Below are 14,382 nucleotides of genomic sequence, written 5' to 3'. Positions count from 1 at the left end.
GCCATCCGGCCCGTCCCGCGCGCCGGATACTGGCACACTCGTCCCCCGTGAAGGGGGATACCGTCAGGCTGGACGAGGTGGACCGGGGGCTGGTCCATGCCCTGCAGATCGACGGGCGCGCCCCGTTCCGTCTCGTCGGCCGAGCGCTCGGCGTGTCCGAGAACACCGTCGCCCGCAGGTACCGCCGGCTGCGCGCCGCGGGCATCCTGCGTGTGGTGGGCGCCCTCAACGGCGCCCGCCTCGGGCACAGTGCCTGGACCATCCGGCTGCACCGCACCCCCGACGCGGCGACCGCCATCGCCAGGGCGCTCGCCGCCCGCCCCGACACCTCCTACGTCCATCTGCTCTCCGGCGGCACGGAAATCTCGTGCGGTGTCCGGACATCCACCACGGAGGAGAGCGAAGCACTGCTGCTGCACAAGCTGCCCAGGACCGGGCGCGTCACCTCCGTCTCCGCCCACCTGCTCCTCGACCACCACGCCCTGCCCGGCGACTGGGCCGGGATCGCGTGCCTTACGCCGGAGCGGACGGCGCTGTTCACGCCTCCGACCATCGGAGTCGGCGAGGTCTCCCTGGAGCCCGTGGATCGCCGGCTCCTGGAACTGCTGTCGCGGGACGGGCGGTCGAGTCACGCCGAGCTCGCCGTGGCGGCCGGTGCTTCCGAATCGACCGTGAGACGGAGGATCACCGCCCTGCGGCGGGCCGGTGTCCTGACCTTCCTCCTCGACATCCCACCGGCCGTACTGGGCTTCCGCAGCGAAGCCCGCCTGTGGATGTCCGTACGGCCCTCCGAACTCACCGCCGTCGCCTCCGCGATGGCCCGCCATCCCGAAGTCTCGCTCGTCGCCCGGACCACGGGTCCGACGAATCTGCTCGCGGCCGTCAACTGCCGGAACGCCCTCGATCTCGCGCGGTATCTGAGCGAGCGGATCGCCTCGTTGAACGCGATCCGCACGATGGAGACGGCTCCGGTGATCCGCACGGTGAAGCGGGCCGGCGCTCTTCTGCCGGTCGAACGCTGAGCGGGACGGCTGGGGGTGTCCCCGTCGCGCCGGGCGGTCCCGGGTTACGCCAGGCTGCCGCCGTCGATGGTGAGCACGGTGCCGGTGACGAAGGAGGCGGCGGGGTCGGCGAGGAAGAGGACTCCGGCGGCGATCTCCTCGGGGCGGGCGTAGCGGCCCAGTGCGTTGGTGGACCGCTGGCGGTCGGCCGTCGGGCCGTCCTGCGGGTTCATATCGGTGGCCGTGGAGCCGGCCGCGACGACGTTGACGGTGATGCCCCGGGGTGCCAGGTCCCGCGCGGCGCCCTTGCTGTATCCGACGACCGCCGCCTTGCCCGCCGCGTAGTCGGCGACGCCGGGGAAGGCGGTGCGGGCGGCGAGGTTGGAGCCGATGGTGATGACGCGGCCGTCGTCGGAGAGCAGGCCGGCGGCGGCGCGGATGGCGGCCACGACGCCGCCGACGTTGACCTCGTACTGGCGGTCGAGCGCGGCGGTGTCCGCGGCCGGGTCGCCGACCGTGCCGGAGGCGATCACTCCGGCGTTGTTGACGAGGATGTCCAGCCGGCCGAAGTCCTCGGCGACGGTGGCGACCAGCCGGGCGACCTGCTCGGGGTCCGCCTGGTCGGCGCGGTGGGCGGCGGCCCGGACGCCGAGGGCGGTCAGTTCGCCGACCACGTCCTCGGCCCGGGCGGCCGACGCGGCGTAGGAGATCGCGACGTCCGCCCCCGCCTCGGCGAGCATGCGTGCGGTGGCCGCTCCGATGCCCCTTGATCCTCCGGTGACCAGTGCGACCTGGCCGGCCAGTCGCCGCTCGCGAGGGGCCGGGGCGCTCTTGGTGGGTGTGGTGCTCGTGGGGACCATGGAAACCCTCCCTAGTTCTGTACCGATCGGTACTGAACGGGGACGCTACCATACCGTTCAGTACAGAACTTCGACGGAGGCAGCCTCATGACGCCCGGACGCCCGCGCGAATTCGACCTCGACGAACGGCTCGACCGCGCCCTGCGCGTGTTCTGGCGCCAGGGGTACGAGGGCACCGCGCTGTCGGACCTCACCGAGGCGATGGGCATCAGCCGGCCCAGCCTGTACGCCGCCTACGGCAACAAGGAGGCGCTGTTCCGGAAGGTGCTCGACCGCTACATGGAGACGGCCCTCCATGTGCGGGACGCGCTCCGGCAGCCCACCGCCCGTACCGCCACCGAGACCCTGCTGCGCGGCACCATCGCGGCCACCACCGGGGAGGACGGCCCCGGCTGCCTCATGGTGCACGGGGCCCTGGCCACCGGGGGCGCGTCCGGCGCTGTCCGCGCCGAGGCGGCCGCGCGGCGGCACGCCGCGGAGGACGCCCTGCGCGAGCGCTTCGAGCAGGCCGTCCGCGACGGCGACCTGCCCGCCGGCACCGACGCCGACGACCTGGCCCGCTACGTCTGCCTCCTCTGGTACGGCATCGCCGTCCAGGCGACCTCCGGCGCGACCTCCGGCGACCTGGAGGGCGCCGTCGACATCGCGATGCGGGCCTTTCCGGGGAAGTGAGCGGGCCGCATGCCTCCCGGGAATCGTCGGAGCGCGGCGCGAGTGGGTGGTTGAGGGATCGGGTGGTGGAGGAGCTGGGTGGTTTGGGGACCGGGCCGCGGCCGCGGCCCCCTGTCTCAGTGGGGCCCGTAGGCGGCCCCGAACGCTCGGCGTGCGGCGCGGCGCCACTGGTTGGCGGGCAGGCCCGGGCGCAGGGCCGCGAGCCCGCCGCAGTACTTGGTGAAGGTCGCAGAGCGCTCCCCGTAGGAGTGCAACAGCCGGTCCGCGTCGGTGAGATGGCCGGCCGACTTGGTCTCGACGAGGACGAGGTCCGTGTCGCAGTGCACCGTCCGCCCTGTCCGCAGATCGCCGCAGACCAGCCCGGCGTCGCAGGTGACGCGCTCGCCGTCGGCCACCAGGGTGGTGCGCAGATAGTCCGTGGTGACGGACGGGGTGAGCGCGGCGGGGGGTTCGATGCCGTAGGCGCGGCGCAGCGTGCCCGCGAGGAAGGAGCGGTGGCGGGCGTCGAGCGGGCCGGCGCCGTCCGTCAGGGCGCTGCGGTGTTTGACGGTGTCGCCGCGCCGTCCCTTGAGCTTGATCTCGAACTGCCGCTCGCCCGAGTCCTCGTACACCCGCTCACGGATCTTGAACCGGAGTCTGCGGCCCTGGCGGTGGTCGTGGAAGGAGCGGAGTCCCGGAGTGTCGTAGTAGACGGAGTGGTAGCGGAAGGCGCGCCGCCCGTCGATCGTCAGGGCGCGGAAGGGGCCGCCGGGGCGCCGCGGGTCCGTCAGCCGTTCGGCCAGCCGCAGGAAGACCTCCGTGGGGAGCAGGTAGGAGCGGTCGAAGCGGGTGAGGAGCCCGGCGCGTGCGTTGAGTTCGGTGAGGGAGACGGGGGAGGCGGCGTCGGCGGCGGCCCGGATGCCGCGGACGCCGGCCGATAGCGTCGCCATCTGTCCGATGCCGCTCACGCCGCCTCGCCGACGGGCTGGGCGCGGTGCGCGTTCACCCCGGGGAGCGCCGGCAGGGGCTCGCGGTACCGCACGTCGACGACGGTCAGGTCCCGGACGTAGTCGACGTTCAGCACCGCCCAGTGCACGGGCTCGCCGAGCCTTCGGGCGAGGTCGGCCCGCAGAGTGTCGGGGTCGCCGTGCGCGGTGTCCAGGGTGACCAGGGCCCGGCGCGATCCGGCCAACAGGCGTGGGTGGTCCGCGGCGTGGACGACGAGCAGCAGGACGGCGCTGAGCGCCGCGGCCGTCAGGAGCGAGAGGTGCGGCAGCGCGCAGAGCAGGCCGAGGACCATCGCGGTGAAGTAGTAGCCGACCTCCTCCTGCTGAACGGCGTCGGACCGCAGCCTGACCAGGGACAGCACGCCGAACAGCCCGAGCCCCAGCGAGGTCCCGCCGTGGCCGCCCCCCGTCGCGGCGAGGACGTGGACGACGGTGAACAGCCCGACGTTCAGCGCCAGTAGGGGCGGGACGAGGTCCCGGCGCCCGTGGCGCGGATGGTAGATGCGGAAGGTCAGCAGGCAGACGGCCGCGAGGTCGAGTCCCAGATGGGCGGTGAGGTGCCGCAAAACGTCCATGGTGGTGCCCCCTTGTGCGCGTTCTCGGTGTGGTGGAACGGGCACCGACGATAGGCGCGACCGCGGTGAACATGCGTTCGGCTGTGGAGAAACGATGCGCCATGATCCGTCCCCCTTAGCGCTCTCCGTTCGGGGGGAAAGAAGACGGAAGGCGGCCGACGGGCAACCCGCGCACGGAAGTTGACTCCCGGGACCACTCACCCCTCCCCCGGGCGACCGAGAGCAGGAAGGAAGAGTCATGGAGGAACCGCTGGGCACGGCAGCTCTGATCGTCAATTCGCGTGGGGAGTACCTGCTGCACCTGCGGGACGACATCCCCGGCATCTGCGACCCGGGGACCTGGTCGCTGCTCGGAGGGGGCCGGGAGGGCGACGAGGAGACGCCCGAGGCGGCCGTCGCCCGGGAGCTGAAGGAGGAAGCGGGCCTGGTTCTGCCCGGGCTCAGGCCGTACGCCGTTGTCCCAGCGCACGCGACGGACGCGACGGACGCGACGGACGCGACGGATGACCTGATCGCCGTCTTCCTGGGCCGCTGGGACGGTGAGGCCGAGGCCCTGCCCCTCACCGAGGGGATCATGGTGCGCTGGTTCCCGGCCTCGGTGATCCCGCGCCTGGTCATGTGTCCGTGGGCGCAGGCCGTCATCGAGCGGTACGAGCGGGAGAAAAATCTTTGAGCGGGGCCGGATTCCCCGGGGTGCGCGGCCTGGCCGCGGCGTGCGGTGGGGACGGTCGGCTTCGGGGCGTCAGGACGTGCGGTACACGGCCGCTTCGGCGATGAAGCGCAGAGCTCGGGGGGCCATCACCGGGCACCGTCCCCTCCGCCCCCGTACCCGCCGCCATTTGCCGCCGTTCCCCTCCATGCCTCCCGTGCACGGCACATCGCCGCCTGCCGACGACCGCGCGCCCGCAGCGCGCGAGAGCACGGGAGCGCGCCAGGCGGACGGCCCTGCCGTGCGCGCCCCCCGTGTGGTGCGCGCTACCGGTCCTCGGTGGAACGCGGCGCGGTTGGGCATGCATGTGCCTCAGTGAACGGGCCGCTTCCGCTCCCGGGAGCGGCTGGTGCGAGTGGGGAGGGTGTGGCATGCGCCGGGCGAGGTCGTGGGTGATGAGGTGCGGGGGTGCGGCCTTGGCCGTGGGGATGATGGCGGCCGGGCCGGCCACGGTGGAGGCGCAGGGGGCGGCAGCGGCCGTCAGCTGCGTCGGGACCAACACCGTCGGGTTCTCCCCGGGGCTCGGCCTCCAGGCGAGAAGGACCCGGATCTCCGGGACGGGCGTCTACACCTGTCCGTCCGCCCACCCGGGATTCGCCTCCGCCACGTCCGTGATCAGCGGCGGCGGTGTGAACGGGTGCTTCGCCTCGGATGCCACCACGGTGGAGAAGATCACCTGGAGGAACGGGGCGAAGAGCGTGGTGATCTATCCCATGGGGGCTGTCCAGCAGGTGGCCGGCCAGGCGGTCGTGCTGGTGGTCGGCAAGGTGGTCTCGGGCGCGTTCCGGGGGCGGACCGTCGCCTCTCCCGGGGTCCAGCTCACACTCGACGTGCCGGCGTGCACCACGGCACGGGGAGTGCGGGAGATCACCGGTCCTTCGACGCTGGCGATTCTCTGAGCACGCCCGACGACTCCGCGAGCGCGCCCGTCGACTCTCTGAACGCAGCCACCGACCGGCGGCCGTGGCGGACCACCTGATGGAGTACGTACGCGACATCGTCCCGGGTGCTGCCGGGGTTGACGGTGCACATGCGCAGCACCGTGGCGCCGTGCACCCGGGTGGTGAGGAGCAGCGCCTCGCCTTCCGCGCACACCGCCCGGCTGATGTCCTCCTGTGCGGCGTCGGCGTCCCAGCCGGGCGGGGCGTCGGCCGGGTGGTAGCGGAAGGTGAGGACGGCGAGGCTGGCCGGTGTGACCAGCGTCAGCTCGGGCCGGTCCGTGATCAGGGCCGCCGCGTGCTCGGCCAGGTCCATGCCGTGCTCGATCGCCTGCCGGAAGGCTCCCGCGCCGAAGGTCTTCAACGACAGCCACAGCTTCAGGGCCCGGAGTCCGCGGCTCTGCTGGGGGCCGTGGTCGGAGAGGTTCACCTCGTCGCCCCGGGGGAAGGTGGGGGCCAGGTAGCCGCTGTCCAGGGTGTGGCGTGCCAGGTCGAAGGTGGCGCGCAGCAGTTCCGGGCGGCGTAGGAGGACGCATCCGATCTCGTATGGCTGGAAGAGCCATTTGTGCGGGTCGACGGTGAGGGAGTCGGCGCGGCGCAGTCCCGTGCGCAGCCCGTGGCCGCGGGCGGTGGCGGCCGCCGCCGCGCCGTGGGCGCCGTCGACGTGGAGCCAGAGTCCTTCCCGTTCGCAGAGGTCGGCGAGGTCGTCGAGGGGGTCGACGGCGCCGGTGCCGGTGGTGCCGAGGGTGGCGACGACGGCGAAGGGGCGCAGGCCGGCGCCGCGGTCGCCGGTGACGCGCCGCGCGACCTCCGCCGGGTCGAGCCGCAGGGCGCGGTCGGCCGGTACGACGGAGAGGTGCCCGCGGGTGAGGCCCAGGAGGTGCGCGGCGCGGGCGACGGAGGGGTGGGCCTGGGTGGAGCAGTAGAGGCGGGCGCGGGAGCGGTCGTCGCTGAGGTGGTGGTCGCGCGCGACGGCCAGGGCGGTGAGGTTGGCGACGGAGCCGCCGCTGACGAACAGACCGCCGGCCTCCTCGGGCAGGCCCAGGAGTGCCTTGAGCCAGTCGAGCGTGGTGAGTTCGAGCTGGGTGGGTCCCGCGCCGACCAGCCACGCCCCGGGGACGGAGAGGTAGGCGGAGGCGAGGGCGTCGGCGAGGACGGCCGGGAAGTTGCCGGTGGCCGGGGTGAAGACGAAGCTCCGGGGGTGGTCCAGGCGGGTGGCCTGGCCGAGGGCGTCACGGGTGACGCGTTCGAGGAGGGCGCACAGGTCGTCCGTGCCGCTCTCGGGCAGGGGTTCGTCCAGGACGGCCCGTAGCTCGTCGGGGGACGGGACGCACAGCGGCGGGCGCGCGCGGGAGGTGGTGAACCGCTCGATGATGAGGTCGAGGGCGTGGAGGCCCGCCGTGCGCATCGGCCCCTCGGGCAGCCGGAGCAGGGGCGTCGTGGCCTCTTCCTTCTCTTCCTCCTCTTCTGTCCACGACAGGCCGTGGAAGGAGGAAATCCACTCCCGTGCCTCCGGGTGGAGGCGGGGCCGAGGTTCGAGCGGGGCGACGGGGTGCCGGAACTGGAGCAGGGCCAGCTCCTGGCCGGCCGCGACCGGTCCCGGACGGGCGACCGCCCAGTACAGGGCCTCGTCGTCGTGGAGTTCGGTCAGGTCCGCGGGCGCGGCGAGCGGGCCTGTCACAACTCGGCCGGCACGCCGGTAACGCCCGGTGGGAGCAAGGCCGTGCAGCGTGGTGTCCTCAGCGGCATGGACGACGAGTTGGCTCGGACGGCACGGTTCCGACGGCAGCGTCCCCGGCACGGACGGCGGCAGCGCGGGCAGGAGGAAGGAGAGGATGTGCAGCCCCAGCGTGGGCAGGAGTCCCGCCGCGCGTTCGGCGGCCTGGACGAGGGAGACCACGGTCTGGAAGCGGGGGTTGACCTCGACGGCCAGGAGCCTGCCGTCCTCTTCGACGAGGTCGAGTCCGAAGACGCCCCGGAAGCCGCGGCCCCGCAGCACCTCGCCCACGCGCCGCGCCGCCTCGCGGGCCTGTCCGTACAACCCGTCCGGCAGATCGCCGGGGTGGACGAGCTGGTTGCCGCAGTGTGTGCCCCAGGAGGCGGCGAGTTCGGGCAGTCCCACCAGCTGGTGGGAGACGGCCGAGACGACGGTCCTGTCCGGTCCGGCGCAGGCCGTGACGGTCAGGGAGATCCCGGGAGCCCGGCGGCTGAGCCGGACCGGCTCGTCCGGCCAGCCGGCGAGGCGGCGGTCGAGGTCGGCCGGGGAGGCGAGCGGGGCGGTGCCCCGTCCGATCAGGTTGTTCTCCCTGCGCTGGGCCACGGCCCCGGGCCAGTCGTCGTGCCAGTACGCCCGCGCCGGTGCCCGGCCGGTCGCGGGGACGACCACGCACGGCGGGGTGGCCACTCCCGCTTCCCCGAACAGCTCCAGCACGCTGATCTTGTCCGCCGCCCAGGCGGTCACCCCGGCGTCCGGCGCGAGCAGCCGGTAGCCGTGGGTACGGGCCCAGGTACGGGCGTTGGGGCCGTGCTCGGGCGCGAACGAGACGCACACACGTCGCCGCCCTGGCGTGCCCCGGAGGCTCGCGGACGCGGGCGGCGGCACGGGCAACGGCCGGAACGCGGACACCGGTTCATGGCGCAGCCAGGCCGGTGCCGGGCCGAACGACGCGCTGACGAACGCGCAGTGGTCCAGCCACACGGCCTCGTCGAGCAGGCCGTCCAGCAGCTCCCGGCCGGTGTCGGCGTCGATCCCCTCGATGTCTCCGGTGTGCTCCGTGGCCGGCCCGCCGTCGCCGGCGCGACCGTTCAGTCGTTGGTGCACGGTGCTCCTTCCCGGGACGGGTGCTGGGCGAGTGGGCGCGCAGGAGTGCGGGAGTGCGGGAGGCACCGGCGGGTGCGCACCGCTCGCACAGGCTGCCGTGATGACGGCGATCTCGCCGCTGGGCCTCCCGGTGCGTCGTCTCACGCTCCAAGGTGTCCTGGAGGAGTTCGCGCACCAGGCACTTGGAGACGCCGTATACGGCGCACCGTGGCGCGGCGGTCCCGGTCGAACGCCCCGGAGGGTCCCGGCGGCATATGAGGCGACTCCATGGTCGGACGGGTCTCTTCCCGGTGGACGGCCATGGGGAAGCCGACGGCGAACTCCACGGCGGTGCCGGGCGATGCCTGTCGCGGACGATGCCGCCGTACCGGCCGTCGTCGTTCTCGCGGGCGGTCACTCCGCCGGCTTCGCGAGGTCCGCGACGCGGTGGTGCAGGCGGTCCAGGTACGGCTCGCTCTCCGGTTTCATCAGGACGCTGCGCAGGACGTGCGTGTCCTCGTCATCGCGTACGACGTGCGGGTGGCGCCGGGTGAAGGCGTCCGCGTCGACCCGTGCGACGCTGAGGAAGACGGGGGTCTCCTTGGCTTCTTTGGCATCCATGCCGCGGGCTTCCATGCGGCGGACTTCCATGCCGCGCCGCATGACCTCTCGCGACGCGGTGCCGATGCGGGACAGAGCGGCGGGTTCGGTGCGCGGGTGGTACGTCATGATGTCGAGCTCGGGCCGCTGGTAGAGCTCCAGGTGGGGCGTGGCGGCGATCAGATCGGCCCATCGGAGGGCCGCCCGGCGCCCTGCGGCGAGCACTCCGCCCAGCCCCTGCCGGGTGAGCGGCAGCAGCCGGAGCGTCAGCCACAAGGCGGCCGCGGCGGCTCCCGACCGTGAGCACTCCAGGCTGATCTCGCCCAGGTGCGGCCGGGCGGAGGTGAAGTAGGTGTAGGGAGAGTCGTGCCGGTAGAAGCGGGCCACCGTGGGGTCGGCGAAGAGGACCGCGCCGCAGCCGTAGGGCTGGAGGCCGTGCTTGTGCGGGTCGATCACCACCGAGTCGCACCGGCCGACGGCCCGGAGCGCGTCGGCGGTGTCCTCGTCGAGGAGCGGGTCGTCGGTGAGCAGCGTGAAGAACCCGCCGTAGGCGGCGTCCACATGGACGCGGGCACCGTACCGCCGCGCCAGCGGCACGACGCGGTGCACGGGGTCGACCGCGCCCAGCGCCGTGGTGCCGGTGGTGACGACGACGGTGCCCACGTCCCCCGAGGCGAGCAGCCGCTCCAGAGCCCCCACGTCCATCCGTCCCGCGCCGTCGGCCGGCACGGTGCGCACCCGCACGCCCAGCAGGTGGCACATCCGCGCGTGGGTGTAGTGGGCTTCGGCACCGACCGCGACGGAACGTCCGGGCCGGCTCTCCCGGGCGACGAACAGCGCCTCCAGGTTCGCCAGGGTGCCGTTGCTGGTGAGATGCCCGAGAAAGGTCTCCCCCAGGCCCAGCATGGAGGCCAGTTGAGCGACGGCCTCCTCCTCCAGGGCGGAGGTGGCGGGGCCGCCGTCCAGCGCGTGGTTGTTGGAGTTGACGAGCATCGCGGCGAGGTATCCGGCGACGGCGGCCGGATGCGGGGGCTTGAGCATCTGTCCCGCGTAGCAGGGGTGGAAGAACGGGTAGCTGCCGCGCAGCCTGCCGGCCAGTTCGGCGAACGCCTCGGCGCAGGCGTCCTCGGTGACCTCCATGGCCGGGTGGGCCGTGTACTCCTCGTACGACCGGGTCCACGCCTCGAACGCCTCGACCCCGTACGCCAGCCACCGTTTCAGCTCCACGTCCGCCCCCCAGCGCCACAGCCCGACCGGGCCACGGTAGCCACGGCCCCTCCGGACGCGCGGCCCTCGTCCGCGGTCTCACCCGAACGGGGGAAGCGCATCCCGGGTGTATGTGCGCCGTGACGCGCTCCCCGGCCCCCGTCCGATGGCGGTGCGCCGTGCCCCTGTTGCTTGCGCGCGGGGGGCCAACTCCCCGCATGCCCCGGGGTGTCCGGGGGCCGCTTGCCGACAGCGGACGGCCGTCGCCCGATTCGGATAAGGCGGAGGGCCGACGCGCCCTACGGTTCCGGAGGGAATCGGCGTTCTGGAGGCGTACGTACATGGAGAACTGTCGCGATGCGCGGACGGCCGTGATCGTGGGTGCGGGCGTGGCCGGTCTGGCAGCGGCCACCGCCCTGGCACGCGAGGGATGGCAGGTGGAGATCGCCGAGGCCGGACCGCCGGAGGCGGCTTCCGGTTGGGGGCTGTGCCTCACCGGCCCTTCGCTGCGCGCGCTGGACGCGCTGGGTCTCGCGGACACGTGTCTGGCCGAGGGCTACGGCATGAGCACGATCACGCGTGTGGACGTGCGCGGTGAGCCCGTGGGTGAGGTCCGGTTGCCGCGCCTGATCGGTGCGCGGCGGCCGGCCATGGCCGGTATCGCCCGTCCCGCACTGCACGGCGTCCTGCGCGCGGAAGCCGAGCGGCGCGGTGTGGTGGTCCGCCACGGAGTGACCGTCACCGCGGTGGATCCGGAGCGGGAACCGGTCCGCGTACGGTTGTCGGACGGGACGGCACGGCGAGCCGCGCTGCTGGTGGGCGCGGACGGGATCCGCTCGACGACACGGGGTCTGCTGGGGCTGGAGACCTCGCCCGGCTGTCACGGGCAGGTGGTCTGGCGGGCTCTGGTACCACGCCCGCCGTGGGCCACCGGGATCCACCAGTTCGCGGGGAAGGCCGGCGCCGCCGGTCTCGTGCCCCTCTCGGACGGGCAGGCGTACGTGTTCCTGACGGAGAACACGGAGAACACGGAGAACGGTGCCGAGCGGAGCGTCCTGCCCGACGCCGAACTCGCCCCGCGCCTGCGGCGATTGCTGGCCCCCTTCCCGGGCCGGGTGGAGGAGATCCGCGCCCTGGTGTCCACGTCGGAATCGGTGGTGCGCCGCCCGGTGCTGACCATGCTCGTGGCGGGCGCCTGGAACCGGGGCAACAGCGTGCTGATCGGCGACGCGGCGCACGCGCCCGCACCGCAGACGGCCGGCGGCACCGCCCTGGCCGTCGAGGACGGGCTCGTGCTGGCCCGGGAGCTCGTGCGGCACGAGTCCGTCGGCGCGGCGCTCCGGGCGTTCGCCGGCCGGCGCGCGCGACGGTGCCGGACGCTCGTCGAGACCTCGGTGGCGATCGTCCGCCTGGAACGGGCGCGGCGCCACCACGTGGCGTACCCGCTGGTCGATTCCTGCCACCGGCTGATGGCCGAGCCCGCATGACCGTCCGGCCCGTCGATCCGGAGCCCTGGGGGCCGGGCACCGGCCGGCGGGGGCGGAGGACTTCGCGAGCCGGGCGCGCGGGACCACGGAGCGCGGCGACCGCGAGGGAACGGCGACCGCGAGGGCGCGCTGGTACGACGCCCCAAGGCGGCCCGGTCGTTCCCCGGCGGTCACATCGGCGAGGGGCCCCGAGGGAAGCGGCGGGCCGCGCGTCCGGAGGGGCCGAGGCAAGGGGCGGGCCCGGTGGCCATGGCCGCCGATAGATCCTGGAGAGATGACCGACACCACCGTGCCGACGCCGCTGCGCAACCACCTCATCACCAGGTCTCGCAACCCCGTCGACCTGCTCGACGCCGCCGCCCGGCTGTTCGGCGGGGCGATCGCCACATCGCCCCTGGGCGAGCTGAGCGGCGGCGAGCACGAACTGCGCGGCACGGCCGCGCACGACTTCGCGGTGGGCTGCTTCGCCTCGCCGCTCGATGTGCGCGTCGCCCCGGCCGGGGGCCGTGACGGCGGCTCCTACTTCGTCAACGTCGGTGTGTGCGGGGCCATCTCGGCTTCGTGCGGGGGCCTGCGGGCGACCCTCGACGAGTCGACGGCGGGAGTCGCCAACCCCGGGGACACCCAGGAACTGCGGCCCCTGCCCAGCCGGCGGACGCGGTTCCTGGGCCTGCGGATCGACGCCGCCCTGGTCCGGCGGGAGTTCACCGCGCTGACCGGGCGTCCGCCGGCGTCCACCGTGCGCTTCGACTTCGCCCTCGACCTGGCGGGGTCCAAGGGCCGGGCGGTGCGACTGCTGATCCACTCCCTCGTCGAACAGCTCGACTCGGGAGACCCCCTGTTCCAGCGCGCGGAGCTGCGGCGCGGCCAGCTGCGCTGCCTCGTCACCGCCCTGCTCCTGGCCCAGCCGCACTCGCACACCGACGAGCTGCGCGACGGTCCGCGACCCGGCCTACCGCGCTCCTTGCGGGCGGCCCTCGCGTACATCGAAGCGAACCTCGCCGAGCGCATCAGCCTCGGCGGCATCTCCGACGCCGCGGGCTGCAGTCCGCGGACCCTCAGCGCCGCGTTCCGCGACCGGCTCGGCCTGCCGCCCATGGCCTACGTCCGCGGCCTGCGGCTCGACCGGATCCGCGAGGACATCCTCGCCTCCACCGACCCTGTCGGCACGATCGCCTACCGGTGGGGCGTCGCGCACCTGGGCCGCTTCGCCCGCGAGTACCGCGCCCGCTTCGGCGAACTCCCCTCGGAGACCGCGACGCGCGGCTGACCCGGTCTTTCTCCCCCGGGGCCCCACCGACTCCGACCGCCCTGTGCCTCCGCACGACGCCGTGGTCCCCGCCCGCACCGTCGCCAATCTCCGCGGAAACCCGCGGCAGGCGACCTGACAGGCGCGGATGGCGCGGCGGCCGCGCCGACCACCTACCTCCGACGCCCGCCGGAGGCATGAGTGAGCACCGGCCCGGAACGCTCCCCCCTCAAGGGCACGTGACAATCTGCCCCGCCCAGGACATCCCGCCGCCGAAGGCCATCAGCAGGACCGGTCCGCCGCTGGGCAGTTCGCCGCGCTCGGTCAGTTTGGCGAGGGCGAGGGGCACGGACGCGGCGGAGGTATTGCCGGAGTCGACGACGTCCTGGGCGACCACCACGCTGTCGGGCAGGTCGAGTTGGCGGGCGACGGACTCGATGATGCGCAGGTTGGCCTGGTGGGTGACCAGGCCCGCCAGGTCGGACGGGGCGAGCCCGGCGCGGCGGCACGCCTCGCGGGCGAGGGCCGGGAGTTCGGCGGTGACCCAGCGGAAGACGGTCTGGCCCTCCTGGGCGAAGCGCGGGTGCCAGTCGCCGACGAGCCGGACGGCGTCGGCGCGCGTCGGGTCCGAGCCCCAGACGACCGGGCCTATCCCCTCGTGGCCGGCGGCGCTGACGACGGCCGCGCCCGCGCCGTCGCCGAGCAGGACGCAGGTGCCGCGGTCGGTCCAGTCGGTGACGTCGGACATCTTCTCCGCGCCGATGACCAGGGCGTGGCGGGCGGCGCCGGCGCGGACGGAGTGGTCGGCGGTGGCAAGGGCGGTGCAGAAGCCGGCGCAGCCGTTGTTGAGGTCGTACGCGACGGCCGAGGGGATGCCGAGGCGTCCGGCCACCTGGGCGGCGGTCGACGGGCAGCGGTCGACGGCGGTACAGGTCGCCACCGTGACCAGGTCGATGTCGGAGGGCGCCAGGCCGGCCGCGGCGAGGGCCTTGGCCGCCGCGGCGGTCGCCATGTCGGCGACCGACTCGGTCTCGGCGGCGATCCGCCGGGTGGCGATGCCGGTCCGGCGGCGGATCCACTCGTCACTGGTGTCGACCATGCCCGCCAGGTCGTCGTTGGTCAGGACGCGCGACGGCTGGTAGTGGCCCAGGGCGGCGATACGGGATCCCGGCACGGTCGTTCTCCTTGCTTCGGTCTGCTTCGCTGCTTGCTTCGGTCTGCTTCGCTGCGACTCGACAGGAAGGGCGGCGCACCCGGGGTCCGGCCGGGCGAGGCACCGCCACGCCGGAATATAGCAAC

The 14,382-nt window shown here is 73.9% G+C and carries 12 protein-coding genes; 6 read left to right on the top strand and 6 right to left on the bottom strand.

The window, feature by feature from the left end; genetic code table 11:
- Positions 1–47 precede the first annotated feature (47 nt).
- Complete coding sequence (locus K7I03_RS33330) at positions 48–1,022, top strand: Lrp/AsnC family transcriptional regulator (RefSeq protein ID WP_185943021.1); 975 nt, start codon at positions 48–50, stop codon at positions 1,020–1,022.
- 44 nt (positions 1,023–1,066) lie between these two features.
- Here the strand turns inward: K7I03_RS33330 and K7I03_RS33325 are convergent, their stop codons facing one another.
- Positions 1,067–1,861 (bottom strand): SDR family NAD(P)-dependent oxidoreductase, encoded by a 795-nt coding sequence (locus K7I03_RS33325; RefSeq protein ID WP_185943022.1) that lies wholly within the window; start codon positions 1,859–1,861, stop codon positions 1,067–1,069.
- Positions 1,862–1,948: 87 nt separating this feature from the next.
- Between K7I03_RS33325 and K7I03_RS33320 the strand changes: the two genes are divergently transcribed.
- Positions 1,949–2,533, top strand: coding sequence for a TetR/AcrR family transcriptional regulator (locus K7I03_RS33320; RefSeq protein WP_185943023.1), 585 nt, complete (start codon positions 1,949–1,951; stop codon positions 2,531–2,533).
- 116 nt (positions 2,534–2,649) lie between these two features.
- Here K7I03_RS33320 and K7I03_RS33315 read toward each other — a convergent pair whose 3' ends face one another.
- Both K7I03_RS33315 and K7I03_RS33310 read right to left on the bottom strand, forming a co-directional pair.
- A complete protein-coding gene (locus tag K7I03_RS33315; RefSeq protein WP_185943024.1) occupies positions 2,650–3,462 on the bottom strand; it encodes a polyphosphate polymerase domain-containing protein in 813 nt (270 codons plus the stop codon).
- 14 nt (positions 3,463–3,476) lie between these two features.
- Positions 3,477–4,094 carry a DUF4956 domain-containing protein gene (locus K7I03_RS33310; protein WP_224347358.1) on the bottom strand — a complete coding sequence of 206 codons (618 nt, stop codon included), beginning with the start codon at positions 4,092–4,094 and terminating at the stop codon, positions 3,477–3,479.
- A gap of 238 nt (positions 4,095–4,332) precedes the next feature.
- On the opposite strand from K7I03_RS33310, the gene K7I03_RS33305 reads away from it, so the two are divergent.
- Together K7I03_RS33305 and K7I03_RS33300 are read left to right on the top strand one after the other, a co-directional pair.
- Positions 4,333–4,767, top strand: coding sequence for an NUDIX domain-containing protein (locus K7I03_RS33305; protein WP_185943025.1), 435 nt, complete (start codon positions 4,333–4,335; stop codon positions 4,765–4,767).
- Positions 4,768–5,219: 452 nt separating this feature from the next.
- Positions 5,220–5,702 carry a hypothetical protein gene (locus K7I03_RS33300; RefSeq protein ID WP_185943026.1) on the top strand — a complete coding sequence of 161 codons (483 nt, stop codon included), beginning with the start codon at positions 5,220–5,222 and terminating at the stop codon, positions 5,700–5,702.
- Here K7I03_RS33300 and K7I03_RS33295 read toward each other — a convergent pair.
- Both K7I03_RS33295 and K7I03_RS33290 read right to left on the bottom strand, forming a co-directional pair.
- Positions 5,671–8,562 (bottom strand): pyridoxal-dependent decarboxylase, encoded by a 2,892-nt coding sequence (locus tag K7I03_RS33295; protein WP_185943027.1) that lies wholly within the window; start codon positions 8,560–8,562, stop codon positions 5,671–5,673. The genes K7I03_RS33300 and K7I03_RS33295 overlap by 32 nt on opposite strands.
- Before the next feature lie 393 nt (positions 8,563–8,955).
- Positions 8,956–10,368 (bottom strand): pyridoxal phosphate-dependent decarboxylase family protein, encoded by a 1,413-nt coding sequence (locus K7I03_RS33290; protein ID WP_224347357.1) that lies wholly within the window; start codon positions 10,366–10,368, stop codon positions 8,956–8,958.
- 320 nt (positions 10,369–10,688) lie between these two features.
- On the opposite strand from K7I03_RS33290, the gene K7I03_RS33285 reads away from it, so the two are divergent.
- Positions 10,689–11,834 carry an FAD-dependent monooxygenase gene (locus K7I03_RS33285; RefSeq protein WP_221903007.1) on the top strand — a complete coding sequence of 382 codons (1,146 nt, stop codon included), beginning with the start codon at positions 10,689–10,691 and terminating at the stop codon, positions 11,832–11,834.
- Between the two features lie 274 nt (positions 11,835–12,108).
- Positions 12,109–13,104: a helix-turn-helix transcriptional regulator gene (locus K7I03_RS33280; RefSeq protein ID WP_221903008.1), complete on the top strand. Its 996-nt coding sequence runs from the start codon at positions 12,109–12,111 to the stop codon at positions 13,102–13,104.
- Positions 13,105–13,312: 208 nt separating this feature from the next.
- Here the strand turns inward: K7I03_RS33280 and K7I03_RS33275 are convergent, their stop codons facing one another.
- On the bottom strand, positions 13,313–14,257 hold the full coding sequence (locus K7I03_RS33275) for a beta-ketoacyl-ACP synthase III (RefSeq protein ID WP_185943028.1): 945 nt from the start codon (positions 14,255–14,257) through the stop codon (positions 13,313–13,315).
- Positions 14,258–14,382 lie beyond the last annotated feature (125 nt).

Source organism: Streptomyces mobaraensis (assembly GCF_020099395.1).
In the GTDB taxonomy this organism is placed as follows: domain Bacteria; phylum Actinomycetota; class Actinomycetes; order Streptomycetales; family Streptomycetaceae; genus Streptomyces.
The sequence above is the reverse complement of the archived record's forward strand: the minus strand, read 5'-3'. Positions and strand labels throughout refer to the sequence as shown.

Bases quoted from the DNA above. Each gene is read 5' to 3' on its own strand.
- K7I03_RS33325 (WP_185943022.1), bottom strand. From the start codon at position 1,861: ATGGTCCCCACGAGCACCACACCCACCAAGAGCGCCCCGGCCCCTCGC.
- K7I03_RS33320 (WP_185943023.1), top strand. From the start codon at position 1,949: ATGACGCCCGGACGCCCGCGCGAATTCGACCTCGACGAACGGCTCGAC.
- K7I03_RS33315 (WP_185943024.1), bottom strand. From the start codon at position 3,462: ATGGCGACGCTATCGGCCGGCGTCCGCGGCATCCGGGCCGCCGCCGAC.
- K7I03_RS33310 (WP_224347358.1), bottom strand. From the start codon at position 4,094: ATGGACGTTTTGCGGCACCTCACCGCCCATCTGGGACTCGACCTCGCG.
- K7I03_RS33305 (WP_185943025.1), top strand. From the start codon at position 4,333: ATGGAGGAACCGCTGGGCACGGCAGCTCTGATCGTCAATTCGCGTGGG.
- K7I03_RS33285 (WP_221903007.1), top strand. From the start codon at position 10,689: ATGGAGAACTGTCGCGATGCGCGGACGGCCGTGATCGTGGGTGCGGGC.
- K7I03_RS33280 (WP_221903008.1), top strand. From the start codon at position 12,109: ATGACCGACACCACCGTGCCGACGCCGCTGCGCAACCACCTCATCACC.